Source organism: Mesorhizobium sp. P3_A10 (assembly GCF_056403175.1).
The window spans coordinates 34,203-58,683 of sequence record NZ_JBFUFZ010000004.1; the positions used below are offsets into that span (position 1 = coordinate 34,203).

Below are 24,481 nucleotides of genomic sequence, written 5' to 3' on the forward strand. Positions count from 1 at the left end.
CGGTGCTTTTCCTGGACCTAGTCCAGCGTCCGCCTGAACCGCACCAGCGCCACGCCCGCAAACAGTGCCACGAACACCAGCAGCCAGCCGATCTCCGTCGCCACCGCCGGCAGTTCGGCGCCCTTCAGCATGACCGCGCGGATGATGCGCAAAAAATGCGTCAGCGGCAGGATCTCGCCGAACAGTTGCGCCCAGCCCGGCATGCCGCGATAGGGGAACATGAAGCCGGACAACATGATCGACGGCAGGAAGAAGAAGAAGGTCAGCTGCAGCGCCTGCATCTGCGTGCGGGCGATGGTCGAAATCGTGTAGCCGAGCAGCACCAGCGCCAGCACGAAGATCAGCACGGCGGTGAGCAGCAGCGACATCGAGCCGGTGAAGGGAATGGCAAACAACAGCTTGGCCGCCGCCAGCACCACCACCACCTGCACCGCGCCGACCGCCAGATAGGGCAGCACCTTGCCCATCATGATCTCGAGCGGGCTGGACGGCATCGCCAGAAGGTTCTCCATCGTGCCGCGCTCGGTCTCGCGCGTCAGCGCGATCGAGGTCATCATCACCATCGTCATCTGCAGGATGACGCCGAGCAGGCCGGGCACGATGTTGTATTGCGAGATGCCTTCGGGATTATAGCGCCGGTGCACCACCACTTCGAGCTGGCCCCTGGCCGCCTCGGCTGCCGTCTCCTGCGTGCCGCGTGCCCTGAGCAGCGCCTGGTTGGCGACGGTGCCGAGCGTCGAGATGGCGCCGCTGGCCACCGCCGGATCGGTGGCGTCCGCCTCGATCAGGATCTGCGGGCTGTCGCCGCGCTCGACACGGCGGGCGAAATCGGCCGGGATGGTGACGACGAAGGCGACGTCGCCGCGCGACATCAGGAACTCGGCTTGCGCGGCACTTTGCGCGACATAGTCGAAGCGGTAGTAGCCGGTGGTCTGCAGCGCCGACACCATGGCCCGCGTGTAGGGGTCGCTGCTTGTCGCCACCAGGGCCGCCGGCAGGCTCTTCGGATCGTTGTTGATGGCGTAACCGAACAGCACCAGCTGCATCAGCGGCACACCCAGCATCATGGCGAAGGTGATGCGGTCGCGCCGCATCTGGATGAACTCCTTGATCAGCAGCGCGCCAAGCCTGGCGAAGGAAAACACGCTGTTCATGCCATATTGTCCTTCGAGCCGGACATGAACTGGATGAACACGTCTTCCAGGCTGGTCTCGCCCGGCGTCACCGTCACGCCCTTGTGCTCCTTCTCGACATCGGCGAGTGCTGCTTGCAATTTCTTTTTGTCGGAGCCGACGACATGCAGCGTCGCGCCGAACGGCGCGACCTGGTCGACGCCGGGGCGGCCAACAAGCGCCGCTGCAACCTGGTCGAGGCGTGGGCCTTGCACGACGAAGGTCGTCAGCCCGGCATTTTTCACCACCTCGTCGACCGTGCCGGTGGCCAGCATCTTGCCGTAGGAAATGTAGCTGATGCGGTGGCAGCGCTCAGCCTCGTCCATATAGTGGGTGGACACCAGCACCGTCAGCCCGCCATTGGCGAGACGATGGATCTCGTCCCAGAATTCGCGGCGGGCTTTTGGGTCGACGCCCGCCGTCGGTTCGTCGAGCAACAATAATTTCGGCTTGTGCATGATGCAGGCGGCCAGCGCCAGCCGCTGCTTCCAGCCGCCGGACAGCGTGCCGGCCAGTTGGTCTTTTCGCGAGGTCAGGCCGAGATCTTCCAGCGTTCGGGCGACATGCTCGGCAACCGGCTTCAGCTGGTAGAGCCGCGCCACGAATTCGAGATTCTCGCCGATCGTCAGATCCTCGTAGAACGAGAATTTCTGCGTCATGTAGCCGACTTCGCGTTTGATGCGCAGGCTGTCGGTACGGATGTTGAAGCCGAGCACCGTGCCTTCGCCTTCATCCGGCGTCAGCAGGCCGCACATGATGCGGATGGTCGTTGTTTTGCCGGAGCCGTTCGGGCCGAGGAAACCGACGATCTCGCCTTCGGCCACCGTCATCGTCACATGGTCGACGACGGTCTTGTCGCCAAAGCGCTTGACCAGGCCATGGACGTCGATGGCGTTCATTTGTCCGCGTCCATCAGATCGACATCGACGATCTGCCCCGGCTGCAAGGCGCTGGCGTCGCCCTCCGGCCGTGCCTCGACCAGGTAGACCAGCTTCTGCCGGTTCTCGAGCGAATAGATCACCGGCGGCGTGAATTCCGGGTCCGGCGAAACGTAGCTGACGCGAGCCTTCACCTCCGGGCCGCAGCCGTCGCAATGGACGCCGAGCAGCGTGCCGACCTTGACCGACGAAAACGCGCTTTCCGGTATGTAGACGCTGAGCTTCACCGCGCCGTCCGGCAGTATCGAAATGACCGGCGCTGTCGGCCCGGCGGTGTCCCCGGGATTGCGGATGACGTCATTGACGCGACCGGGCGAGGGCGCCGTCAGCACGCGCTTCGACAGCCGCCACTCAGCCTGTTCCAGCGTCGCCTGCGCCTGCTTGACCTGGTTGTCGGCGGCCTTGATCGTCTCCGGCCGTGCCGGCAGGCCGCCGACGGCGAGATTGGCCTCGGCCTGGCCGACCTGCGCATTGGCCGTCTCCAGCGTGGCGGACGCCGTATCGAAATCGGCCTGCGTGCCGGTGCCGCGCTTGAACAGATCGCTGGCGCGGTCGTATCTGCGCTTGGCGTCGGTGGCTTGGGCGCGCGCCATGTCGACTTCCGCCTTGAGCACCGCGATTTCTTCCGGCCGCTTGCCAACTTGCAAATCGGCGAGCTGCGCCTGCGCCTGGGCGAGGCCCGCCTCTGCCAGCGCAACGGCAATCTTGGCGTCGGCGCTCTCCAGCGTCACCACCGGCGTGCCTGATACGACGCGGTCGCCGCGCTTGACCGCGACTGTCTCGACCTGCGCCACCTCGATCGGCGCCAGCAGCACATAGTCGCCCTCGACATAGCCGACGGCCAGCGGCGCGGCCGGCGCGCAGGCGCCGAACAGCTGCGCGGCGAGCGGCAGCGAACAGAGAAAGCTCATAGTCTTTGCCCCTTCCTTGCGGCCAGTATCGCGCTGAGATTGCTCGATGTCGCCGCCACCACCTTGGCCGCCTCGGCGGCGCCGATGTCGTGCCAGCCCATGCGCCGCATCACCGCCTCGCGGCCGATGCGGAAATAGATGACCTGGCCGATCAGCGTGAACACGGTGAGCCTTGTCGCCTCGCTTTCGGCCGGCTCGCCGGTCGCCTGCTCCCAGATCAGGCAGAGCCGGCGATGCGTCGGCTCGAACACGCCGTCATAAATGCGGTCGAGGGCTGCGGTCGGATGCGACAATTCGCGAAGTACAAACTGTACGATCTCGCCTGCCTGTGGGCTGGCCACAATAAAGGTGACCATCCGCTCCAGTGCGGCGAAGAGTTGCGCCCGCGCCGCTTCCGGGTCGCCGGCCGCTGGCGGACTGCCCATCGCCTGGCCGGCAATGGTCTGGATGGTGTCGACGATGTAGTCGGCCGCGGCCGCGCGAAGCCCTTCCTTGCCGCCGAAATGATAGGCGATCGAGCCGATATTGGCCTTCGCCTCGGCTGCGATCTCGCGCGTCGAGGTGCCGTCATAACCTTGCCGCCCGAACAGCTTCAGCGACGCGTGCACGAGTGCGGCGCGCGTCATGTCGGGGCGGGAGGCGTTCGGATTCTTGCTCATGCCCATCATTTAATCAATCGATTGATTAAATGTCAAGTCCTTGCGTGCTGACCTGGATTTGCGTGGTTTGGTTGCACGTGGTCGAAGGCAACCTGAGATGGCTTGCCATATCCGGGCCGCCGCGCTTTAGTGCGCGACCATGGGCAAGGAAGTCGAGCGTAAATTCCTGGTCTCCAGTGCCGAATGGCTGGAGCTGGCTGAGGCGGATATCCGCATTCGCCAGTTTTATCTTGCCGCAGCACCGGGCCGCACCGTGCGCGTGCGCATCAGCGATGGTGTCTCGGCCAAGCTGACGCTCAAATTCGGCAGCACGGCCCGCGAACGCGACGAATTCGAGTATTCGATCCCGCTGGCGGAGGCGCAGGAGATGCTGGCTTTCGCCATCGGGCGTGTCATCGAGAAGACACGTCACCATGTTAGGCACCGCGGCTATCTCTATGAAGTCGATGTTTTCGGCGGCATGCTGGCTGGCTTGGTGGTCGCTGAGCTCGAGACGCCGGAGGACGTGCCGGACGAAATGCTGCCAGATTGGCTCGGCCGCGAAGTCACCGGCGAGTCCAGATTTTACAACGCGTCGCTCGCCCTTGGGGGGGTTCCGGAGATCGCCGCATGAGTTTTCGTATCGATCCACGTCTGCCGCTGACCGGCGAGGTCAGGCGCATCCTTGCCGAAGAGATCGGCAAGGCATTGGCCCATCTCGACGTCGCGCACAGCCGGCCGGAGCAGGCGCTGCACAAATGCCGCAAGCGGTTGAAGAGCGCGCGTGCCTTGCTGCGCCTGGTCCGTTCCGGGGACGAAACGTTCTGTAACGCCGAAAATCATTGTTACCGTGAGGTGGCGGCCCTACTGGCCGGTCCGCGCGAGGCGACCGCGCTGGTCGAAACGATCGACCGCCTGGCGGCAAGCTTCCCCGAACACAGCGCCAGCGGCGGCCTCGATGCCGTGCGCGACACGCTCGTCGCGCGCCAGCACGCGATGCATGGCGGCGCCGGTCTCGGCGCTGCCATCGGGGCAGCGATTGCCGCTTGCGAAGAGGGTCTCGCGCGCGTCGAAAAGCTTGCTCTGCCCGACCAGCCGGAGCAGGCCGCCGATGTGCTTGCTGAGGGCGCCCGCATCACCTTGCGCCGCGCCAGGAAGGCGCTGGACAAGGCCGGATCGCGCGGCGAAGCCGATGATTTTCACGACCTGCGCAAAGCTGCCAAGACCCACAGCATGCATCTGTCGCTGCTCGGCAGGCTGTGGCCGACGCCGATCAAGACCCGGCGCAAGGCGGTCGACGAACTGGGCGAGCGGCTGGGCGAACTGCATGATGTCTTTGTCATGCGCGCGCTGCTCGAGGCCGCTGACCAGCCTCTCGGCGAGCCGCAGGACACGAAACTTCTCGCAAAGCTGCTGAAGCGCTCGGAGAAAAGCCTGAAAAAATCCTGTCTCGCCGAAGCCGCCGAACTGTTCGGCGACAGCCCGAAGCGCTCGACACGGAAGCTTGCGCGCAAGGTGCGCGACGATCTGGTCGGCGCGGCGGCGCAGGAAGACACGAACGCGACGGCCGGCTGACTCATGCACACGATGGTGGCGGAGTTCTGCGCTTTACGAATACCCCCACCCTTAATCCCTCCCCACAAGGGGGAGGGAGACTCCGTAGGCGCTGAAACTCGGCAGATTGGTTGCGTCAGCGCTCTAACATGGCGCGCGGCAGCGTTCCCTCCCCCTTGTGGGGAGGGTTAGGGTGGGGGTCCTCCTTCGCAAGAATCCATATGCGGCAGCCCTGCCCTCGCAGGGGACAAGGCCGCCGCTGGCCCTCGCCCACCACGCCGTGCTAGTCACGCTCTACGATGACTGCGCCCGCCGAAACGCTTCTCGATCGCCTTGGCCGCTGGCTTGCCGGCAGGCTGCAGGATGAATCCTCCGGCTATGAGCCCTACACGCCGTCCGACGCCGAAACGCTGCGCCGCACCCTCGAGCCTGGCGACATCCTGCTTGTCGAGGGCAACCAGAAGATCTCGGCGGCCATCAAATACCTGACCCAGTCGACCTGGTCGCATGCCGCCTTTTATGTCGGCGACGCCCTGGCTGAACCCGAGGACGGATCGGAGCGGCGGCGGCTGATCGAGGTCACGCTCGGCGAAGGTTGCGTCGCCGTGCCGCTGTCGCGCTATCGCACCTACAACACGCGCATTTGCCGGGCCAGCGGCCTGGCGCCGGAAGATCGCGACAAGGTCGTCGCCTTCATGATCGGCAAGCTCGGCCTCAAATACGATCTCAAGAACATTTTTGACATGCTGCGTTTTTTCCTGCCGACGCCGCCGGTGCCGGTGCGGTGGCGCCGCCGCATGCTGGCTTTCGGCTCCGGCGACCCGACGCGCGCTATCTGCTCCACGCTGATCGCCGAGGCCTATGGCCAGATCCGCTATCCGATCCTGCCCGAGATCACCCGCGCGCCCGGCCGCGCCTCGGCGCAGTCGACCTATATGCGCAAGGAAATCCTGCACATCCGCCACCACTCGCTCTACACGCCGCGCGACTTCGACCTGTCGCCGTTTTTCCGCATCGTCAAACCGACGCTGGAATTCGGTTTCGACTATCGGGCGGTGACATGGGACGACAAGGCAGGCACAGACGTCGCAGCCGCGAAGGCTGGAGCAATCGCCTCAGACACGTGATGGCTTTCGGCCTGGGTCAGGATATGTCCCGATGGCGCGGCCTACCGCTATCCGGCCGAGGTGCAGGCGTTTCACATGGCGGCCTACATCATGCCGAAACCGCAAGAGCGCCCTGGTTTTCGGCTCTGCGTTCGACCCAGACATGGACCGGTTCGTCCCGGCCGCGGATGCTCACCGGTCCATGATCGCGCGCATTCAACTGTGTCGTGGGCGATTCCGCCTGCGCGGCCTCAATCAGTCGTGATCCAAAGCAAATATTCGCGTGAAGCTCACGACAGAGCGCCTGCAAACGGCTGGCGACGTTGACAGTGTCGCCCACCACGGCGAAGGACAGGTTGCGCTCGCTGCCGACCGCGCCGATGACGACTGCGCCATATTGTACACCGATCCGAACGTCCAGCGGCGGGTATCCCCTGGACACCCGCTGCACATTCCAGTCTTGGAGAGCGGCGACCATCGCTTCAGCGCACTGGATGGCCCGAGTCGCGTCGTCATGGCTGGCTTGCGGAACCCCGAATGTCGCCATGATGCAATCGCCGATATAGTTGTCGACGGTGCCATTGTGGTCGAAAACGACCTGCTCCATGCGACGGTGGAACTGACGCAGAAGTTCGAACACGGCTTCGGCCGGATGATCCTCGGAATAGTGTGTGAAGCCGACGATGTCGGCGAACAGCACCGCGATATCCTGCCGGCGGACCGGGCCGAAGGGCTCGTCATCCGTGGCGAGCTGGTCGACGACATTGGGCGAAAAATGCCGGGCGAGATTGGCGCGGGCGCGCTCTGCCTTGACATAGTCTTCCGACAGATGTCGGGAACGAGAGACGACCAGCGCCATGATCGCGCCGATAATCAGCACAACCAACACGTTGGTCGCCTGCGCGAATGTATCGACGAAATTGGGGTTGAGGTAGAGGTTCAGTCGCTCTGTCACCGGCAGCGAATAGAGGTTCTTCGCCGGAATGACGGTTCCCGGATAAGAAATCACCCATCCCACGCCGATCGCCCACGTCAAGGCCGCGAGCGCGCCGAGATAGAGCGCCAATCGTGTCGAAAGGGTCAGCGCGCCAAGGCATACGAAAATCAGCAGGAATTTGAAGCTGCCCTCGCGAAGTTGCATCGCGGCCGGCGCGACCTCCAGGGAAAACGGGTTGGGCGTTATCAGCAGAACGGTCAACAGAATGATGTCCAGCGTACCGACGAGGTACCCGATCCACCATGGAGCCGTGCGACGGCGCGCAAACAGAAACTGGATCAGGCCGACGAGCTGGAACAGCACAAGGCCCGCCAGCACGAAGAGCAGCGAGGCATCCCAGCGGCTGATCAATGAAAAGAAGCAGGAGATCACGGCGAGCGATGCTGTACGCGCCCAGAACTGCAGTGCAGCACCCTGGCGTTCTGCGCGCGCCCGCAAATTTTTCAGGCGCGAATAGCGGCGAAGTTCAAGTGTTGGCGCGGTCGGCATGGGATCACTTCGATTTCACGGGGAGGTGTCACGCATTGGGCAAACCCGCCCTCTACAGTCTGGCAAATCAGTGCGCGAACTCTATCATGAATGTGGTTTCATTTTTGAAACGCGGCTGCAAAGAGCAAAAAAGTCCAGACAAAAGATCATCGTGAAAACCGAAGAGGACAGGCGGAGGCTCCCCTGTTCAGGTCACCAAGAATCGCAGCGCCCGGCGTCATTCTCCACATGGATGCGTTCGGCCCGCGGTCGGCGCTGGGCGGCATGGCGGAACGCCTGGCTGCAGAGGCTATACCGTGTTAGTGCCGGATCTGATTGGCCGTGTCAGGCCGGCAGCGGCCGCCGTCCCTTCGCAGCCACTGCAGGCCGCGCACCGGCGTCGCGCGGGTGCGGCCCGATCGGCATGATCGCCGGGAACGGCGTCGCGCCGAAGGCGAAGGTCCATTTGTAGCCGGTGAGCCCGTCCTCGGGCGTCGTGTGCTGGTCGTGATGAGCAAGCAGCTTGGCGCGCTCCGCCAGTTCCTCCGCCTCGCGCCGCACCATCTCCGCCGTCTCCGGCCGCATCCGCCTGGAGAAGCTGACGAAGGTCGCCTCCTTTTCCATATGGGAGATGGCCCAGCCAATGAAGTTCTTGTTGGTCATTTCGAACAGCGGCCGCAGCGGCCCTTCGAAATTCCACTGGATCGGCGTTTCGACCAGCAGCCTGGCCGTGAGGCCGCGGCCGAGCGCCACCAGCCCCAGCTCCTCGAGGTCGCGCAGATAAAGGAACATCGAGGCTTCGCTCAAGCCGTGCGAGCGCATGATGCCTTCGGGGGTGAATTTTTCCGACAGCATGACGAAGATGAACAGCAGTGCCGACCGGCCGGCGAGCTTGAGCTCGATTTCCGGTGCCACGCGGTTGGCCGGCCCTGGCCCCCGGCTCATCGAGCCGAGCACGTTTTCCAAGTCCACGCCTGCTGCCGAGCAGATTTCCACCAGCCGGTCGAGCTTGCAGTTGCGTTCGTGAAAAATCCGCTTCACCGTCGGCTCGGAAACGCCCATGCGCTCGGCCAGCACGCGATAGGTGACGCCCTTCGCCTTCAGCGTCCGCTTCAGCGCCTCGAAGATCAGGCCATTCATGAGATGCACCTCTTTTGCGCGATTTCGTATCGGTATCCGATACTAGCGGCAATCGGCCTTCCGCAAAAGTATCGAAAAGCCTAGCTCTCCGCCATCACCTAAGGAGACCAGTTATGAAAGCCCTCATCACTTCCACATTCCTCGCCATCGTCGCTATGGCGATCATGCCCGGTGCCCAGGCCGGCGAAATCTGGCGCGCGACAGGTCTCGAGCAGCCGGAATCGGCGCTGTTCGATGCCGCCAACAAGCGCATCATCGTCTCCAACATCGTCGGCAACCCAGGCGAAGCCGACGGCAACGGCTATCTCTCGGTGCTGTCGCTGGACGGCAAGGTGATCACCCCGCACTGGACCGACGGCATGGACGCGCCCAAGGGCATGGCGATTTCGGGCGGAAAACTCTATGTCGCCGACATCACCAAGGTCCGCGTCGTCGATCTCGCCAGCGGCAAGCTCGTCGCCAGCATCGATGTGCCGAATGCCGTCTTCCTCAACGATATGACAGCGGACGCCTCCGGCAAGGCCTACGTCACCGACATGCTGGCCGACGCGATCTACCGCATCGACGGCGACACACCGGAACTGTTCGTCAAGGACGCGACCCTTGCTTCGCCCAACGGCGTCTTCGCTGATGGCAGCAGGTTGATCGTCGCCTCTTGGGGCAAGGGCATCAAGGCTGACTTCAGCACCGCCGAGCCGGGTGGCCTGCTGGCGGTCGATCTCGCCAGCAAGGCGATCTCGCCATTGCCCGGCGCGGAAAATTTCGCCGACCTCGATGGCGTCATCGCCATTGGCGACACCATCTACGCCACCGCCTACATGACCGGCACGCTCTACCGCTACAAGCAAGGTGGCGCACCGGAGGCAATCGCGACCTTCAAGCCGGGCAGCGCCGATATCGGCACCGACGGCAAGTCGACGATCTATGTGCCGCTGATGGACGAAGGTGAGGTCGCGGCGATCAAGCTCGACTGAGCGTTGGAATAACGCGTCGGCGATGGCGCGGCGCTAACCCCGCCGCGCCGCGTCGATTGCCGCGACGTCGATCTTTTTCATGTCCATCATCGCGTCAAACGCCCGCTTGGCTTCGTCGCCGCCGGCGGCCATCGCCTCGGTGAGTGTGCGCGGCGTGATTTGCCACGACACGCCCCATCTGTCCTTGCACCAGCCACACACGCTCTCCTCGCCGCCATTGCCGACAATGGCATTCCAGTAGCGGTCGGTCTCCTCCTGGTCGTCGGTGGCGATCTGGAACGAGAAGGCCTCGCTCTGTTTGAACACGGAACCGCCGTTGAGGCCAATACAAGGAATGCCGGCAACCGTGAATTCGACCGTCAACACGTCGCCCTTCTTGCCTGACGGAAAGTCGCTCGGTGCACGGTGGACCGCGCCGACCGCGCTATCGGGAAAGGTCTTGGCGTAGAAGCGGGCCGCAGCCTCCGCCTCCTTGTCGTACCAGACGCAAATCGTGTTCTTCGGCATGCGTGCTCCTCTCGATTGCCCTTCCGCTCCTGCAAAATAGGTCGCCGTCCGCCCTTCTCAACCCTGGAAACCAGTCGCCAACGGAGCCAATCGCGGTGTCTGCTGGCGAATCGGCGCTTGCGCCATTAGATGACGCTCACCTCCAACGCCAACGCGGTTCCCCTCATGAAAAAAATCGGCTTTCTGTCATTCGGACATTGGACGCCCTCGTCCCAGTCGCAGACACGCTCTGCTGCCGATACCCTGCTGCAATCCATTGATCTCGCCGTCGCCGCCGAAGAACTTGGCGCCGACGGAGCCTATTTCCGCGTGCATCACTTCGCCCGCCAGCTCAGCTCGCCGTTTCCGCTGCTTGCCGCGATCGGTGCCAAGACCAGCCGCATCGAGATCGGCACCGCCGTGATCGATATGCGCTATGAGAACCCGCTCTACATGGCCGAGGACGCCGGTGCTGCCGATCTGATTGCCGGCGGGCGTCTCCAGCTCGGCATCAGCCGTGGATCGCCCGAGCAAGTCATCGACGGCTGGCGCTATTTTGGCTTTGCGCCGGCCGAAGGCGAGAGCGACGCCGACATGGCCCGGCGCCACACGGATGTGTTCCTCGACATTTTGAGGGGCCAGGGCTTTGCCCAACCCAACCCGCGGCCGATGTTTCCGAACCCGCCGGGGCTGCTGCGTCTCGAGCCGCATTCGGAAGGGCTGCGCGAGCGGATCTGGTGGGGCGCCGCCACCAACGCCACGGCGCAATGGGCGGCGAAACGGGGGATGAACCTGCAGAGTTCCACGCTGAAGTTCGACGAGAGCGGAAAACCATTTCACATCCAGCAGGCCGAGCAGATCCGCCTGTTCCGCGCCGCCTGGAAGGAGGCCGGGCATGCACGCGAGCCGCAAGTGTCGGTCAGCCGCAGCATCTTCGCGCTGGTCGATGATCGCGACCGCGCCTATTTCGGCCGCAGCGACAGCCAGGATCATTTTGGTTATATCGAGCCCGAAAAACTCGCCGTCTTCGGACGCAGCTATGCCGCCGAGCCGGACGTGCTGATCGAGCAGCTGAAAGGCGACGAGGCGATCGCGGAAGCCGACACGCTGTTGCTCACCGTGCCCAACCAGCTCGGCGTCGACTACAACGCGCATGTCATCGAGGCGATCCTGACCCATGTCGCTCCGGCGTTGGGGTGGCGGTGAGCCTGTATCGTGGGCCCCGGCCACAAGGATCATCCGCCGCTGGCTCGTTTGGAGCTGCCGGCTGACACCGCCGTTCTCGCCCGCACCCTCATCGGCAAGCTCGTGGTGCGGGAGTTGCCGGAGGGCGTCCTCAGCGGCCGCATTGTCGAGACCGAGGCCTATGTCGTCGGCGACGCCGCCGGGCATGGCTACCGGGGGATGACGGAGCGCAACCGTTCACTGTTTCTCGAACGCGGCCACGCCTATGTCTACCTCGCCTACGGCGTGTCCTACATGCTGAATGTCTCGAGCGAGGTGCAGGGGATCGGAACCGGCGTCCTGATCAGGGCGCTCGAGCCGCTCGAAGGCATCCCCATCATGCGGCTCAACCGCGGCGTCGAGCGCTTGCGCGACCTGGCGCGCGGACCGGGACGGCTCGCCAAGGCGTTGCTGATCGATCGTTCGCTCGACGGCCTCGATCTCTGCCGGCAAGGTCCGCTATGGCTCGCAAGCGATGACTATGAGCCCGGTGATATCGGGCAGAGCATCAGGATCGGTATTTCGAAAGATGCGGACCGCCTGCTGCGGTTTTATCTCAAGGGCAGCCCGTTCGTCAGCGGTCCGAGATTGCTCAACGGATAGGGGCGCCGCCTCCAATCGTATTGGCCCTCCACATCGACGGTGCTGCCATCTGGCTCTGCTCTTTGCTCTGGGATACGCGGCAGCACATGAGTGCCGCCGTGAAGACATCCAGCCTGACCGGGGCCGTTTCCCCGATGATCCCGGTGCTCGTCTGCGCGCTGGCAATCTGCCTGCTGTCCGGGATGGACGCGGCGATGAAGACGCTGGTGATCGCCGTCGGCGTCTACAACACGGTGCTGTGGCGCAGCATGGTCGCGACCGTCGTCGCCGGCGCTGCATGGTCGGCGGGGCCGCGCTCAAGGCCAACCCTTGCGGTGCTGCGGCTGCATGCGCTGCGTGCCGCAATTGTCGGCATCGTTCTCCTTTGTTTCTTCTGGGGTCTCGCCAGGTTGCCACTGGCGGAAGCGATCGGGCTTAGCTTCGTCGCGCCCTTGTTCGCCCTCTTCCTTGCCGCGCTGTTGCTGGGCGAACGTATCCGGCGGCAGGCGATCTGGGCATCGCTGGCCGGCATAGCCGGCGTCGCCATCATACTGACCGGCCAGTTCGGCCAGGCAAGCGCTTCGCAGGACACGCTGCTCGGCACGGTGGCGGTGCTCGTCTCGACGGTGTTCTACGGCTACAATCTGATCCTCTCCCGGCAACAGGCGCTGGTCGCCAAGCCGATCGAGATCATGCTGTTCCAGAACCTGTTTGTCGCGATCTTCTTCGGCCTCGCCGCGCCGTGGCTGGCTGTCGCTTTGCCGACCAATCTCTGGCTTCCCCTGGTCGGGGTGATGATGCTGTCGCTCAGCGGCCAATTCCTGATGAGCTGGTCCTACGCCCGCGCCGAAGCGCAATATCTGATCCCCACGGAATACTCGGCCTTCATCTGGGCGATCGCGCTTGGCTGGTTCTTCTTCGACGAGGCGCTGGCCTGGACGACGCTGGCAGGAGCATGCCTGATCGTCGCCGGCTGCCTGATCGCCGCGCGCGCCAACCCGAAGCTTGCCGAGCCGATCGAGGCGACAGTTTGAGCAGCCGCACACTATCGCCCTCGAGGGCATCGCTGATGACCGCCTGTTGAAGCCGCCTACTGCTTCAACACGGCGAGGAAAGCGGGCACGTCCTCAAGCGCCGCCGCACGAGCGGCCGGGTTCAGCCCAGCGTGCGCAAACGTGGCGAATGATCCGGCGACACAGGGAGCGCGCCGAAGAGTCGGACTGCGAGCCCATGGCCAAGAAAACGAGTAGGGTGTCGGGAGTCACATTGGTCGTTCGTCCTTAGGATGAACATCGAAAGAACTGGACATCTGACCAACCACCCGGAGCTCCAATGACCCCCACCATCACAGCCTTTGAACGCTCGCCCGACCGCGGCAGGGGACTTTCACGTGACATGCGTGTTCGCTGGGCGCTCGAAGAAGTGGGCCAACCCTACGACGTCAGGCTTGTTTCGTTCAGCGAGATGAAGGAGCCGGCGCATCGCGCGCTGCATCCTTTCGGGCAGATACCGACCTATGAGGAAGGCGATCTCGCTCTGTTCGAGTCAGGCGCCATCGTGTTCCATATCGCGCAGGGCCATGCCGGCCTGCTGCCGGACGATGCGAATGCCCGGGCGCGCGCCATCACATGGATGTTTGCCGCGCTCAGCACGATCGAGCCGCCCATCCTGGAACGGACAATGCCCATGATCGTGGAGCGCGACAAGCCCTGGTACGCGGAGCGCATGCCCATGCTCGACGGACGCGTCCGTCAGCGGTTGGACGAACTCTCCAACCGGCTTGGCGATGCCGACTGGCTCGAAGGCGCGTTCAGCGCCGGCGACCTGCTGATGGTGACGGTGCTGCTTAGATTGCGCACATCAGGCATGCTGGAGGACTATCCAACCCTCTCCGCCTATATCGCCCGCGGCGAAGCGCGGCCTGCCTACAAACGGGCTTTCGAGGCGCAACTGGCGGTGTTCACCGCCGCCTCGACCGGCTGAGGGTAGCCATGCTGTTCATGGATACTTTGTCCGATTTGCGATCGCGTCCTGAAGGCTTGTGTCGCCCTGCAAATCCTTTGGCAGCGGCAGACTTGAGCACTGCAGATGCACCTCGCGGGAAAACAATTTTCTCTGCTTCTGCTCATGCTCCTTGATGGCTGCCACGAGCCCCAGTGAGTACGGGCCAAGCATGACGCCGAAGCCCCATCCCGGGTGCTCCTTTTCGCGCGCTTCATAGGTCGAAGCCGCCATGCGCGCTTGCTGGCATTCCGGCGACAGCCATTTCGGATCTTGCTGCGAAAGCGACGCTCCATAGTCGACCGGAGAGGTCACGCACCCCGCCAATGTCGCGGCCAACGCGACCAACATTGCAAGTCTCATCCCGAGCCTTCCTGAAGCATTTTGGAGAGTACACAGAACTCTTCTGCCCATAGTAGATGGCTGCGATGAGGCAGCCCGGGACACGGTTATCGCGATCAATGGTTTTCCACAACTCACGCCGTTCGTTGTTCAACGCGGTTGCACCTGCGCGAGCAGCGCCTCAATCATAGGGAGCATGTTTCTAACGATGATCGCATCACCCGCTGCATTTGGATGGTCGTTGTCCGCTTGCAGCAACTCCGGATGCCCAGTCACGCCCTCCTTGAAGTCGGCGTAGAGCAAGTCTCCATGCTTGGTCGCTAGCTCGGAGAACATCTTTGAAAACGGCTCGGCATAGTCAGCCCCGTGCCCAGCAGAGAGGATAGACGAGCAATAGCCATAGGCCGCGGTTCCAACCACAAGCACTGGAACGCGCTTCTGGGCGAGGATACCAAGAATCTGGTCGAGGTTTGCTCGCGTGTGATCCAGGTCGATACGAGCGCAATCGTTCTGACCCAATTCAACGATGACAACGTGGTTTGCAGGGCGCGCCTGCAGCTCAAGGCCGTCCTTGGATTCCGTCAGCCAAGCGAGACCCCGTTTGCTGGTCGCCATATACCCCACCTCGACGATTGTCACTGGGTGCCCGGCAGCGTTCAGCGCAGACTTTAGCCCGGCTGCAAAGGTCTCGGTGGCAGCGACTCCATAGCTGTTGATGTAGCTGTCGCCGAGGGTGACGATTGTCGGAGGTGCATCCTCGGCATCCAAATTGCCGGCTAACCCCAACATTGCGGAAAATGCGGCAAGGGCCACAAACGAGACGTCACGCAGTTTTGTCATGGTCTGCCTCCCAGCCGGACCATTCGAGGCTATCCTGGCCTAAGCCTCAGAGCCCGCGATGGATCGCAACAGCACATTCTCACGACCGCATCGGCGAAGGAAGGTGGCCACCCCATGCTGACATTGTGGCTGATTAAACGGAGAGCAGCGGTCGCGGCTCAGAAGGACCACTAAGCGCCAGAGCGGTCGTTCGCCGCCGGTTTCTCGAATGACCGGAGCGGGCCGAGAGCGAACCGGCAGCTTCGAGTCGCGAATCTTCAAGAGCGGACATTCAGGTTGGCGTGGGCATCGTCGTGACTTGACCTAAAGGGGAGGTGAGCGCACCCGAGGCGGCTCGTAATCGATCTCGAAGGTGCTGTTGGTCAAATTTGCCGGTGGGTGCCACTCGTTCGCCGGTAGGTGCAATTGCCGAGTGCTTGGCTTGCAAACGGCGCGCATTGATCGCAGTCCGAAACGGGCTCAGACGGCAATTTGAAGCGCCCCGTAACGCTTTACTTCAGCCTCGATCTCCCTGACCAAGGTCTCTAGCGCGGGGTTTCGGGGGTTGCGCGCGCGCCTGATTACATAAGCTAAGTCTGGAGGCTTGGGGAATTTGTTGTCGACAATCTCCATATTGGGCTGCAGGTACCGCTGGCTCAAGAGTGCGACCCCGAGCCCCGCGGTTACGCCTGCAATGATTCCGGCTGCGCTGGAGCATTCGAACACGGTCTCGAACACCGTATCCTCGTCCTGCCCGACGTCGATGCCCCAGCGCCGGTAAAAGCAATTTTCATCGAAGGAAAGAAATGGGACCGGTGCCCCGTTCGACAGAAACAGGTCTCGAGATTTCACCCAATGCAGCGTCTCGCGGAACAGGAGGATGTCAGCGGGGCGGACCTCGTGCTGGAACACCTGGATGATGGCGGCATCAAGAGCTCCTTGGCTGAGCTGCTCCTGCAAGACGAGGCTCATGCGCACTTGCGTGCGGACGGTTACATCCGGGTAGAGCCGGCGAAACCGACCAAGAATGCGCGAAAGGTCCGTGCAGGTCGTATCCTCGGTCATTCCCAGCGCGATCTTGCCTTGCAACGTGCTTTTCGACAGGCTCAGAACGGCCTCATCATGGATGCCCAGAATGCGCCGCGCATAGCCAAGCAAATCCTGTCCGGCCGTGGTGAACACCGGCGCGTTTGCTTTCCGGGCGAGGATTTCGCAGTCGAGACTCGTTTCGAGTCTCTTGATCTTGTGGCTGACGGCCGACTGCGACAGGCCGAGAATCTCGGCCGCGCGCGTGACACCGCCGTGCCTCTCGATCGCAACCAGTGCGCGCAAGGCGTCGACATCCAGGCGGCGGCTCATCACTCCAGCCATGACAACTCCCGCTCCAAATCGAAGCTACGCGTCTATTTCTGATCTTCAGATGCGTTTCAGGCAACATGGTATGCTGATTTTCGTGGGGATTTCATGAACGTATCGAAATTTGTCATGTGCAAACGAGCATGCGTGTTGGCAATAGTCTGCGCCAACGTTGGTCGTGATCCACCTCCGGATCATGGGCGCAACTGAACAAAGAGATCACATGACGCTCCGGCAAACCAAAACCCATCGCCTCGTATGGCCAATAATGGCGACGGCCCTGGTCGTAAGCTGGAGTTCCGGGTTCGTCGGTATTCGCTATGCCAGCGAGAATGCCGATGTCATGCTGGTGCTGTTCTGGCGAACCTTGATGTCCGGATTGATCCTCTTGCCATTTGCTCTCCTGATCGGACCGCGCATAAACGCGCGTGCCTTGATCCAGCAGATGGTCTTCGGCGTGGCGATGATGTTCCTCTATCTAGGCGGATTCGCGCTTGCCATCGGTCAGCGCGTGCCGACTGGCCTTGTCGCGCTGATTTCCGATCTTGTGCCTCTAGCCATCGCAGCCTTGTCGCAGCCGGTCCTGGGACACCGATTGACCGGGAGACAATGGATCGGCACGGCTCTCGGAGTGACGGGCGTGATCCTCGTGTCGGTGGACAGCCTGACCCTCGGGACGGCCCCGGCCTGGGCATATATGTTGACAATCGCTTCCATGATGGTTCTGGCGGTGGCAACGGTGGTGCAAAAGCGGATGGGGACGCTCAATATGCCCATCCATCAAAGCCTATGCATTCAATGCCTGACGGCGGCGATCCTTTTCGCCGTCTGCGCCGAATGGAATGGCGGGCTGATGCCGCCCCTCGATACCCGTTTCGGGTTCGGCATCGCTTGGTTGGTGCTGTTTTCGACGTTCTTCTGCTACAGCACATATTATGTGAGCCTGCGCCTCTACACGGCCTCACAGGTCAGTAGTGTGATCTATCTCAGCCCACCGGTGACCATGCTGTGGGGCTGGTCGATGTTCGGCGAGCCGCTTTCGACGGCGATGTTCGTTGGCCTTGCGGTGACACTGTTCGGTGTTTGGTTCACGTCGTCGCGCAGCGCACGTCTAAGGACTTCGAGCTCAGTCAGCAGCGCATCGGGTAGTCAGTCGATGACGGCTCGTGCGATGGACCGGGCATTTTCCCAGTAGGCTTTGTACCCGAGTTGAAACCCACACCTCGCGCCGGTGGCTTAGCGCACGCTCATTTATCACCGAGAGCGAAATCGAGATGATTGACCGCGATCCACGGCGGCGTCGATTCAATCATGGACATCAAGGAGGAGAACCCATGAAGCTCACAGATTTCAAAGCCCTGACCTTCGACTGCTACGGCACGCTCATAGATTGGGAATCCGGCATGATCGACAGTCTGAAGCCGCTGACAGAAAGGGCTGCCCGCAGCTTGAGCCGGAACGAGATACTGGAGGCGCATGCCCGGCACGAATCCAGTCAGCAAAAATGGACTCCAGGGAAGCGTTACCGCGACCTTCTGCCGGTCGTTTACAAGCGACTTGCGGAGGAGTGGGGTGTCATCGCAACCCGAGAGGAATGCCTGGCGTATGGCGAAAGCGTGAAGGATTGGCCGGCCTTTGCCGACTCCGCGGACGCCTTGCAATACCTCAGAAAGCACTACAAGCTGATCATACTCTCCAACGTCGACAACGAGAACTTTTCGTTCAGCAACAAGAAGCTCGGCGTTGATTTCGATGCTGTCTACACGGCGGAAGATATCGGCTCCTACAAACCTTCCAACCGGAACTTCGACTACATGCTCGAAAAGCTCGATACAATCGGAGTCGAGAAGCGACAGATTCTACACACCGCGGAAAGCATGTTCCATGATCACGCTCCCGCCAACCGCTTCGGTCTTACATCGTGCTGGATCTATCGCCGGCATTCCGATCAGGGCTTCGGCGCCACGATGAACCCCGGCGACGCACCGACGGTGGATTTCCGCTTCGACAGCATGGCCGACTTCGTCAAGGCGCACGCTGAAGAGTTGCGGGTGGCTGATAACCAAGCCGCCAAGCCGCCTATTGCGTGAGAGCATGCGCCGGCCCAACCGATCTAGAAGAAGACAGGCGCGGAACATCGGCCGGCACGGTGTTGATCCTGCTCTTCCTTCCCGCGCTCCATGCGTGGTTCCGGATCAAGTCGACTGCGGATGAGATCCACGAGGTTTCGACGGAGGAACCCGAACCGCGACTAGCAATGCTGCAGAGTAGCGGTTCAAATTCTGACCGCTGGGTTGCCATGTTAGGTCTGGAGGATGGCTTGCGATTGACTGGAATTGGCGCACCCCCGACCGCCAGCGCGGTCGCCGGTAATGTCCGCTTCGTTACTGGCGGATATGACGCGCTTTGCGCCCATCCGCGCCGTGGAAAAATGTGCCGGATCCGGGTCAAACGCGGCCTAAACCGGCGGGCGTTCCATGTTCAGAATATATGCAATTAAATATTCTAATTAGGTACATTATCCTGATGTTGTAGCCGCGGTCGGCTATTCCGTCTCCAGTTTTCCGTTGAGCTGCGCCCGCGCATCCCGGATCGAGGCGGCGTAGGTCACCAGTGGGCGCTTGACGCCGTGGTTGATCAGCGTGCGCCGTATCTGCGGTGAGGCGCCTGAGATGATGAAGCGCACGCCGGCGCGCTTTGCCTTGTGGGCGGCGCCCTCGATGACATTGGCCGCCGTCGAATCGAAGAATGGCACGGCCGAGCAATCGAGGATGAAGTTCTTGCGCTGGTCGGCGATGCGGTCGAGCACGGTGCCGACGGTGGAGGCCGCGCCGAAGAAGAACGCGCCCGAGATGCGGTAGACGACGGTGTCGGCGTCGCTCGACTCGCCGGCATCATAGGCACTAGGGCTGTCGGCGACATCTTCCTGCACCAGCGGCAGATCCGCCTCCACCGCAATTGACTTGGCCATGCGGTCGATGAACAGGATCGAGCCAAGCACGAAGCCGACGACGATGCCTTCGGTCAGGTCGCGGAAGACGACGATCAGGAAGGTCGCCATCAGCACCAGCGCGTCGCCGCGCGAGGCGCGCAGCAACGTGGCGAAAGCCTGTTTTTCGAACATGTTCCAGCAGACCACGGCCAGCACCCCGGCAAGGGCGGCAAGCGGGATGTAGCTGGCCAGCGGTGCGGCTACCAGCATGAAGACCAGCAGGAACAGTGAATGCAGCATGCCCGAAACCGGTCCGTGCGCGCCGGCCCGCACATTGGTGGCGGTGCGGGCGATGGTGCCGGTGGTGCAGATGCCGCCGAACAGCGCGGAGGCGATGTTGGCGAAACCTTGCGCCACCAGCTCGCAATTGGAGCGGTGCCGCCGCCCGGTCATGCCGTCGGCAACCACGGCCGACAGCAAAGATTCTATGGCGCCGAGCAGGGTAAAGGAAATGGCGTCCGGCAACACCGCGACCACCTTGTCGGGGCTGAACGCCGGCAGCGCCGGAAACGGCAGGCTGCGCGGAATGCCGCCATAGCGCGTGCCGATCGTTTCCGCCGGCAGTGCCAGCAGCGCCACCACCAGCGAGGCCAGCCCGACGGCGATCAGCATGCCCGGCCAGCCGGGCCGCCAGCGTTTCACTGCGACAATGGTGGCGATGGTCAGCACCGCCACCAGCGTCGCGGAGATGTTGAACGTGCCGGCGGCGTCACCGATCGCCATCAGCTTCGGCACCAGTGGCCCGGGCTCCTTGCCCGCCAGTTTCAGCCCGAACAGTTCGACGATCTGGCCGGAAAAGATGATGATCGAGATGCCGGCGGTGAAGCCGACCGTCACCGGATAGGGAATGAACTTGATGTAGGTGCCGAGCCGGAGATAGCCGATGGCGAGCAGGAAGACGCCGGACATCATTGTTGCCAGCAGCAGCCCGTCGAAGCCTTCGCGCTGCACCGTCGCCGCCACCAGCACGATGAAGGCGCCGGCCGGGCCACCGATCTGGAAGCGGCTGCCGCCGAGCGCCGAGACGATGAAGCCGCCGACGATGGCGGTGAACAGGCCGCGCTCCGGCGTCACCCCCGAGGCGATCGCGATCGCCATCGACAGCGGCAGCGCCACGATGGCGACGGTCAGCCCGGCCATGAAGTCGGCCTTGAACTGCGGCAGGTGGTAGCCCTCGCGCCAGACCGTCACCAGCTTTGGCGTGAACAATTCGGAAAATGTCGGCCGTGCCGGATGGCGGCTTGCCTGATGGTCCATGAATGTGCCTTCCGCTCCGTGAAGGCGGCGGGATCGTCGGCAGCAATGTCGGCGGTCGCGTCGCGACTTTATCTGTGCCGGCTCAGGTTGGAGAGGCTTTAGCGCTGCGCGACCGGCTTGAGGCGCACGCCCCTGCCACCGCGCTCGCTGGTCTGGTTCTCGCCGATCAGTTCCACCCCGGCCTCGTCGAGAGCCTGGATGACCTTCATCAGCGTATCGACCACGCCCCTGACCACGCCGTCGCTCGCTTCCATGCGCTGGATGGTTGGAAGCGAAACTCCGGCGCGCTCGGCGAGCGTCTTCTGATCGATGCCGGCCAGCGCCCTCGCGGCGCGCATCTGCGCGGCAGTGATCATCGGCCAAAACCCCCGTCTGAGTCTGCGGGATCAATGCATAATACAATCATGATGATGTTTCAACCATCAGTATGCATATGTGAAACATGGGCTTTGCTCTTGTCGGCGCGATGGTGGTGCGTATGACATTCATGCTAGCCTACCGCATTGTCGTCGTTTGCAAAAAATCGACGGCGATCCCGTTTCATCGACAACATTGAGGGGATAAGCCGTTGAGACTCTTGAAGGCTTTGATGACATCGGCCTGTGTGCTGTCGACGATTTTCCTGCTCGCGGGCTGCGGGCACGTGATCAACAGGATGATCTGACGCTGCACGTGCGGACACGGGTTGGCTCAAGGCCCGGTCTTGCGAGGCGTCAGCCGCCGTCGGGCTGCCCGTGCCAGCGCTGCAACGCCCGGGCGGCGAGCCAGCACAGCATCGCCCAGGTGAAGCCGGCACACCAGCCGGCCAGTACGTCCGATGGCCAGTGGACACCGAGATAGATGCGGCTGATGCCGACCAGCAGGGTCGTCAGCATCGCGAGGCCCAGCACATAGATCTTCGTCGTTCGTCCGGGCAGGAAGCGTGCCGCCAGTGCACCGAGCGTCAGGTAGGTCACCGCCGACAGCATGGCGTGGCCGCTCGGAAAGGACAGCGACGTCTCGTCGACGAGATGCGAGACCAGTTCCGGCCGCGGCCGGTCGATGCCGGCCTTCAGCAGGCTGGACAGCACCTGGCCACCGGCCACCGCCACGAAGATCAGCAGCGCCGTTGCCGGCCGGCGGATCAGCAAGAGATAGACGATCACCGCCGTTACGATCAGCACCAGCACGCTGGCGCTGCCGAGGCTGGTGATGTCGCGCATCGCGCCTTCCAGCCAGGGCGGACCGATCGGGAGTCCCGGTTGACCCGGCTGACGGAAGGCGAGCAGGATTTCGGTGTCGAAGGCGTGCGGCGTGGTGGCGCGCGCCACCTCCATCAGCTCCTCGAACCCCCACAGCCCGCCAGCGATGACCAGCCCGGCCAGCAGCACCGGGAATTCGATCCAGTTAAGCAGGGCGTTCGTGGCGTTCTTCATCGGCAATTCGCCCCGTTACATCCGCCCCTGCAGATAGGGCCCGAGTGTGATCAGCGCCACCGCGGCGATCGCCAGCACGATGCCGGCCGCCTGCAGCGCGTTGACGCGCTCGCCGAAGAAGACCAGCGCCACCACATTGACCGACACCAGTTGGATGACAGCCGACAGGCTGAACGACACCGACATGCCAAATTCGCGGATCAGCCGCAGCATGATCAGATTGCCCAGCGAATAGAGCGCCAGCGTCAGCACGATCTTGCCGAGGCTCGGCGCCAGCCCCCATTGCTTCGCCGCCGTCGCCGCCAGTAGAAAAATCACCGTTGAAAAGCCGAGCTGCAGCAATCCCGAAAAACTCAATTTCTGCTCCTTGACCATGACCCTTGTCGCGGGTGTCGCAATCCTTGTTTCCGAACCGCTGGTCGCGGTCAAGCGGGGGCGATCAAGGACAGCAAATCGGGTCGGAAATTGGCCGGCTGTCGTCGTCATCGCAAAGCCGGGCGGTGGCAAGATCGCGGCCCGGGACGATCAGTCGGCACGGATCCGCATCTTTGCTTCGCCTTGAGATCCATTCAAGCCTCGGGAAAGATTGGCAATTTAAACGTGGCGCCCTAGGTCAGTACCAGGAGACTGCCATGACAAAATCCGTTTATGACCGTGGCCTGCTCAAACCCGCCGACATCGCCAGGCTGCAGCGCGTGTTCGATGAAGCCTGCAAGCGGCGCGAAGCGCATCCCGATTCGGCCGAGGCGCGCGAGATCGCGCTCACCTTGCTCGCCCTGCACAATGCCGGCATGGTCGAAGAAGAGATGCTGATGGAAGCCGTCGGTTTCCGGCGGCTCGAACCGAAATCGGCCTGAGGCCCGAAGTTGACGGTTTGCGCCTATCCTGCGCGCTGAACGACGGCCACATGCATCGGGCTGCGCAAGCTGAAGCCGATGGACTCGTACAGTTTTATGGCCGCGGCGTTGGTGGCATAGGCGTGAAGATACGGAACCTCACCGCGCGCCGCGATCTGATTGGCCACAAACACGGATAGCAGCCGGCCTAGGCCACCGCCGCGAACATCCGGATGCGAGCACACGCCGCTGAGTTCGGTATAGCCGGGCTGCTTCATGCGCTCGCCGGCCATTGCCGCCAGTCTGCCATCGATCTTCACCCCCCAGAAATCGCCGAGGCTGAGTGCCTTGAGCGAGAACGGGCCGGGCTTGGTCAGCGAGGCCAAAGCGAGCATCTCGGCCGCGTCGTCCTGCGTCAGCTGCTGCACGCGCTCGTCCGACACAGCTTGCAAGGGCGTCTCGAGAACCATCTGGACGCCGGAGGCGGTCGAGATCGCGGCCAGTCCCGCGGGAAGCACGATGGCGTCCGCCTGCAGCATGATGATGCTCTCGCCTGCGGCTACGAGCGCCTGAAGCGCCTGCAGGCTTTCGGCGTCGTCAGCGGCGCTGGCCGCAAAAGGAACGATCGACGAGGGATAGCGCCGGGCAAGGGCGCCGCCTTGCGCGAAGGCCTGATGTTTTGTGTCCAGCGCGCTCCAGACAGGGCGATCGAGCACGTGCCTCATTGCGCTTTTTCCACACGGCGATCGAGCGAGGAAGCAGCCAACCCGTCCTCGATGGCGGCCAACTGATCGAGAAGCGGCCCCGAAAGGTCCTTGCACAGATCCGCGACGGCGTTCTCGATGCGCGGCCACACATCTCGCTTGCCAGTATCGACCAGGCGCTCACCCTTCTTCGTCAGCGAGACCATCCTGCGCCGCTGGTCACCGTCCGACTGGATCACTTCGACCAGTCCCAGATCGGCCAGCAGCGACACGCTTCGCGTCACGCCCGGCTGCGTGATCCCCAGAGATTGCGCCAGTTCGCCGACGGGCAGCGGCCCCAGCCTGTCGAGCGCGGCCAGCAGAGGGTATTGGCTCGACTGCACCGGTACCTCCAGGCGATCGAGCAGACGCTGCGTATCAGCCTGCAATTGCTCGCCGATACGCTTCAGCCGGCTGCCCAGGGCGAGGTAGCCAAGAGATCGCAGAACGTCTTCCATGGTGGGCTCACCGCATAACCATAACAAGTTATATAACAAGGCAAGGAACGAGGTCAAGAGCGCGCCTTGGCG

27 protein-coding genes are annotated in these 24,481 nt (G+C 62.9%); 11 read left to right on the top strand and 16 right to left on the bottom strand.

The genetic code is table 11. The annotated features are described in order from the left end of the window. Positions 1 to 17: 17 nt before the first annotated feature. From AC1DXU_RS16915 to AC1DXU_RS16930, 4 genes are read right to left on the bottom strand one after another with little or no spacing between them, the layout of a single operon-like run. Positions 18 to 1,154 carry an ABC transporter permease gene (locus tag AC1DXU_RS16915; protein WP_477370469.1) on the bottom strand — a complete coding sequence of 379 codons (1,137 nt, stop codon included), beginning with the start codon at positions 1,152 to 1,154 and terminating at the stop codon, positions 18 to 20. Then, the gene (locus AC1DXU_RS16920; protein WP_477370472.1) at positions 1,151 to 2,071 is read right to left on the bottom strand and encodes an ABC transporter ATP-binding protein; all 921 of its coding nucleotides are present in this window, start codon (positions 2,069 to 2,071) and stop codon (positions 1,151 to 1,153) included. The genes AC1DXU_RS16915 and AC1DXU_RS16920 overlap by 4 nt, the downstream gene beginning before the upstream one ends. Further along, positions 2,068 to 3,021 carry an HlyD family secretion protein gene (locus AC1DXU_RS16925; RefSeq protein ID WP_477370475.1) on the bottom strand — a complete coding sequence of 318 codons (954 nt, stop codon included), beginning with the start codon at positions 3,019 to 3,021 and terminating at the stop codon, positions 2,068 to 2,070. The genes AC1DXU_RS16920 and AC1DXU_RS16925 overlap by 4 nt, the downstream gene beginning before the upstream one ends. Then, entirely contained in the window at positions 3,018 to 3,680 is a 663-nt protein-coding gene (locus AC1DXU_RS16930; protein ID WP_477370478.1) for a CerR family C-terminal domain-containing protein, read from the bottom strand. Before AC1DXU_RS16930 ends, AC1DXU_RS16925 begins: the two co-directional genes overlap by 4 nt. 139 nt (positions 3,681 to 3,819) lie before the next feature. On the opposite strand from AC1DXU_RS16930, the gene AC1DXU_RS16935 reads away from it, so the two are divergent. The 3 genes from AC1DXU_RS16935 to AC1DXU_RS16945 all read left to right on the top strand — a co-directional run bounded on the left by AC1DXU_RS16935 (position 3,820) and on the right by AC1DXU_RS16945 (position 6,340). Further along, the gene (locus AC1DXU_RS16935) at positions 3,820 to 4,293 is read left to right on the top strand and encodes a CYTH domain-containing protein (protein ID WP_477310412.1); all 474 of its coding nucleotides are present in this window, start codon (positions 3,820 to 3,822) and stop codon (positions 4,291 to 4,293) included. After that, complete coding sequence (locus AC1DXU_RS16940; protein WP_477370481.1) at positions 4,290 to 5,234, top strand: CHAD domain-containing protein; 945 nt, start codon at positions 4,290 to 4,292, stop codon at positions 5,232 to 5,234. Before AC1DXU_RS16935 ends, AC1DXU_RS16940 begins: the two co-directional genes overlap by 4 nt. Before the next feature lie 278 nt (positions 5,235 to 5,512). Continuing rightward, entirely contained in the window at positions 5,513 to 6,340 is an 828-nt protein-coding gene (locus AC1DXU_RS16945; RefSeq protein ID WP_477370484.1) for a C40 family peptidase, read from the top strand. A gap of 88 nt (positions 6,341 to 6,428) precedes the next feature. On the opposite strand, the gene AC1DXU_RS16950 is transcribed toward AC1DXU_RS16945, so the two are convergent. Together AC1DXU_RS16950 and AC1DXU_RS16955 are read right to left on the bottom strand one after the other, a co-directional pair. Continuing rightward, complete coding sequence (locus tag AC1DXU_RS16950; protein ID WP_477370487.1) at positions 6,429 to 7,805, bottom strand: adenylate/guanylate cyclase domain-containing protein; 1,377 nt, start codon at positions 7,803 to 7,805, stop codon at positions 6,429 to 6,431. A 324-nt stretch (positions 7,806 to 8,129) separates the two neighbouring features. Further along, the gene (locus AC1DXU_RS16955) at positions 8,130 to 8,924 is read right to left on the bottom strand and encodes a helix-turn-helix domain-containing protein (RefSeq protein ID WP_477310420.1); all 795 of its coding nucleotides are present in this window, start codon (positions 8,922 to 8,924) and stop codon (positions 8,130 to 8,132) included. Positions 8,925 to 9,037: 113 nt separating this feature from the next. Between AC1DXU_RS16955 and AC1DXU_RS16960 the strand changes: the two genes are divergently transcribed. Next, positions 9,038 to 9,898 carry an SMP-30/gluconolactonase/LRE family protein gene (locus AC1DXU_RS16960; protein ID WP_477370490.1) on the top strand — a complete coding sequence of 287 codons (861 nt, stop codon included), beginning with the start codon at positions 9,038 to 9,040 and terminating at the stop codon, positions 9,896 to 9,898. Between the two features lie 33 nt (positions 9,899 to 9,931). Here the strand turns inward: AC1DXU_RS16960 and AC1DXU_RS16965 are convergent, their stop codons facing one another. Continuing rightward, on the bottom strand, positions 9,932 to 10,405 hold the full coding sequence (locus AC1DXU_RS16965) for a VOC family protein (RefSeq protein WP_477370493.1): 474 nt from the start codon (positions 10,403 to 10,405) through the stop codon (positions 9,932 to 9,934). A gap of 165 nt (positions 10,406 to 10,570) precedes the next feature. On the opposite strand from AC1DXU_RS16965, the gene AC1DXU_RS16970 reads away from it, so the two are divergent. The 4 genes from AC1DXU_RS16970 to AC1DXU_RS16985 all read left to right on the top strand — a co-directional run bounded on the left by AC1DXU_RS16970 (position 10,571) and on the right by AC1DXU_RS16985 (position 14,173). Continuing rightward, positions 10,571 to 11,590 carry an LLM class flavin-dependent oxidoreductase gene (locus AC1DXU_RS16970; protein ID WP_477370496.1) on the top strand — a complete coding sequence of 340 codons (1,020 nt, stop codon included), beginning with the start codon at positions 10,571 to 10,573 and terminating at the stop codon, positions 11,588 to 11,590. A 9-nt stretch (positions 11,591 to 11,599) separates the two neighbouring features. Beyond that, entirely contained in the window at positions 11,600 to 12,211 is a 612-nt protein-coding gene (locus tag AC1DXU_RS16975) for a DNA-3-methyladenine glycosylase (protein ID WP_477370498.1), read from the top strand. A gap of 86 nt (positions 12,212 to 12,297) precedes the next feature. Further along, on the top strand, positions 12,298 to 13,224 hold the full coding sequence (locus AC1DXU_RS16980) for a DMT family transporter (RefSeq protein ID WP_477370501.1): 927 nt from the start codon (positions 12,298 to 12,300) through the stop codon (positions 13,222 to 13,224). A 298-nt stretch (positions 13,225 to 13,522) separates the two neighbouring features. Next, positions 13,523 to 14,173, top strand: coding sequence for a glutathione S-transferase family protein (locus tag AC1DXU_RS16985; RefSeq protein WP_477370504.1), 651 nt, complete (start codon positions 13,523 to 13,525; stop codon positions 14,171 to 14,173). Positions 14,174 to 14,188: 15 nt separating this feature from the next. Here AC1DXU_RS16985 and AC1DXU_RS16990 read toward each other — a convergent pair whose 3' ends face one another. The 3 genes from AC1DXU_RS16990 to AC1DXU_RS17000 all read right to left on the bottom strand — a co-directional run bounded on the left by AC1DXU_RS16990 (position 14,189) and on the right by AC1DXU_RS17000 (position 16,723). After that, on the bottom strand, positions 14,189 to 14,554 hold the full coding sequence (locus tag AC1DXU_RS16990; RefSeq protein ID WP_477371584.1) for a hypothetical protein: 366 nt from the start codon (positions 14,552 to 14,554) through the stop codon (positions 14,189 to 14,191). A gap of 129 nt (positions 14,555 to 14,683) precedes the next feature. Further along, complete coding sequence (locus tag AC1DXU_RS16995; protein WP_477370507.1) at positions 14,684 to 15,373, bottom strand: GDSL-type esterase/lipase family protein; 690 nt, start codon at positions 15,371 to 15,373, stop codon at positions 14,684 to 14,686. A gap of 459 nt (positions 15,374 to 15,832) precedes the next feature. Next, complete coding sequence (locus AC1DXU_RS17000) at positions 15,833 to 16,723, bottom strand: LysR family transcriptional regulator (RefSeq protein WP_477370510.1); 891 nt, start codon at positions 16,721 to 16,723, stop codon at positions 15,833 to 15,835. 208 nt (positions 16,724 to 16,931) lie between these two features. Between AC1DXU_RS17000 and AC1DXU_RS17005 the strand changes: the two genes are divergently transcribed. Beyond that, positions 16,932 to 17,903 carry a DMT family transporter gene (locus AC1DXU_RS17005; RefSeq protein ID WP_477370513.1) on the top strand — a complete coding sequence of 324 codons (972 nt, stop codon included), beginning with the start codon at positions 16,932 to 16,934 and terminating at the stop codon, positions 17,901 to 17,903. A 139-nt stretch (positions 17,904 to 18,042) separates the two neighbouring features. Continuing rightward, positions 18,043 to 18,798 (top strand): haloacid dehalogenase type II, encoded by a 756-nt coding sequence (locus AC1DXU_RS17010; RefSeq protein ID WP_477370516.1) that lies wholly within the window; start codon positions 18,043 to 18,045, stop codon positions 18,796 to 18,798. Positions 18,799 to 19,253: 455 nt separating this feature from the next. Here AC1DXU_RS17010 and AC1DXU_RS17015 read toward each other — a convergent pair whose 3' ends face one another. The 4 genes from AC1DXU_RS17015 to AC1DXU_RS17030 form a co-directional block, all read right to left on the bottom strand. Beyond that, entirely contained in the window at positions 19,254 to 20,957 is a 1,704-nt protein-coding gene (locus tag AC1DXU_RS17015; RefSeq protein WP_477370519.1) for a SulP family inorganic anion transporter, read from the bottom strand. A gap of 98 nt (positions 20,958 to 21,055) precedes the next feature. Continuing rightward, positions 21,056 to 21,313 carry a helix-turn-helix domain-containing protein gene (locus AC1DXU_RS17020; protein ID WP_477370522.1) on the bottom strand — a complete coding sequence of 86 codons (258 nt, stop codon included), beginning with the start codon at positions 21,311 to 21,313 and terminating at the stop codon, positions 21,056 to 21,058. 357 nt (positions 21,314 to 21,670) lie between these two features. Beyond that, a complete protein-coding gene (locus AC1DXU_RS17025; RefSeq protein WP_477370525.1) occupies positions 21,671 to 22,372 on the bottom strand; it encodes a phosphatase PAP2 family protein in 702 nt (233 codons plus the stop codon). Positions 22,373 to 22,387: 15 nt separating this feature from the next. Continuing rightward, positions 22,388 to 22,729, bottom strand: coding sequence for a hypothetical protein (locus AC1DXU_RS17030; protein ID WP_477310442.1), 342 nt, complete (start codon positions 22,727 to 22,729; stop codon positions 22,388 to 22,390). A gap of 275 nt (positions 22,730 to 23,004) precedes the next feature. Between AC1DXU_RS17030 and AC1DXU_RS17035 the strand changes: the two genes are divergently transcribed. Next, positions 23,005 to 23,229, top strand: coding sequence for a hypothetical protein (locus AC1DXU_RS17035; RefSeq protein ID WP_477310444.1), 225 nt, complete (start codon positions 23,005 to 23,007; stop codon positions 23,227 to 23,229). Positions 23,230 to 23,252: 23 nt separating this feature from the next. Here the strand turns inward: AC1DXU_RS17035 and AC1DXU_RS17040 are convergent, their stop codons facing one another. After that, on the bottom strand, positions 23,253 to 23,933 hold the full coding sequence (locus AC1DXU_RS17040; RefSeq protein ID WP_477370527.1) for a GNAT family N-acetyltransferase: 681 nt from the start codon (positions 23,931 to 23,933) through the stop codon (positions 23,253 to 23,255). Further along, a complete protein-coding gene (locus AC1DXU_RS17045; protein ID WP_477370530.1) occupies positions 23,930 to 24,409 on the bottom strand; it encodes a MarR family winged helix-turn-helix transcriptional regulator in 480 nt (159 codons plus the stop codon). The genes AC1DXU_RS17040 and AC1DXU_RS17045 overlap by 4 nt, the downstream gene beginning before the upstream one ends. Positions 24,410 to 24,481: the final 72 nt, after the last annotated feature.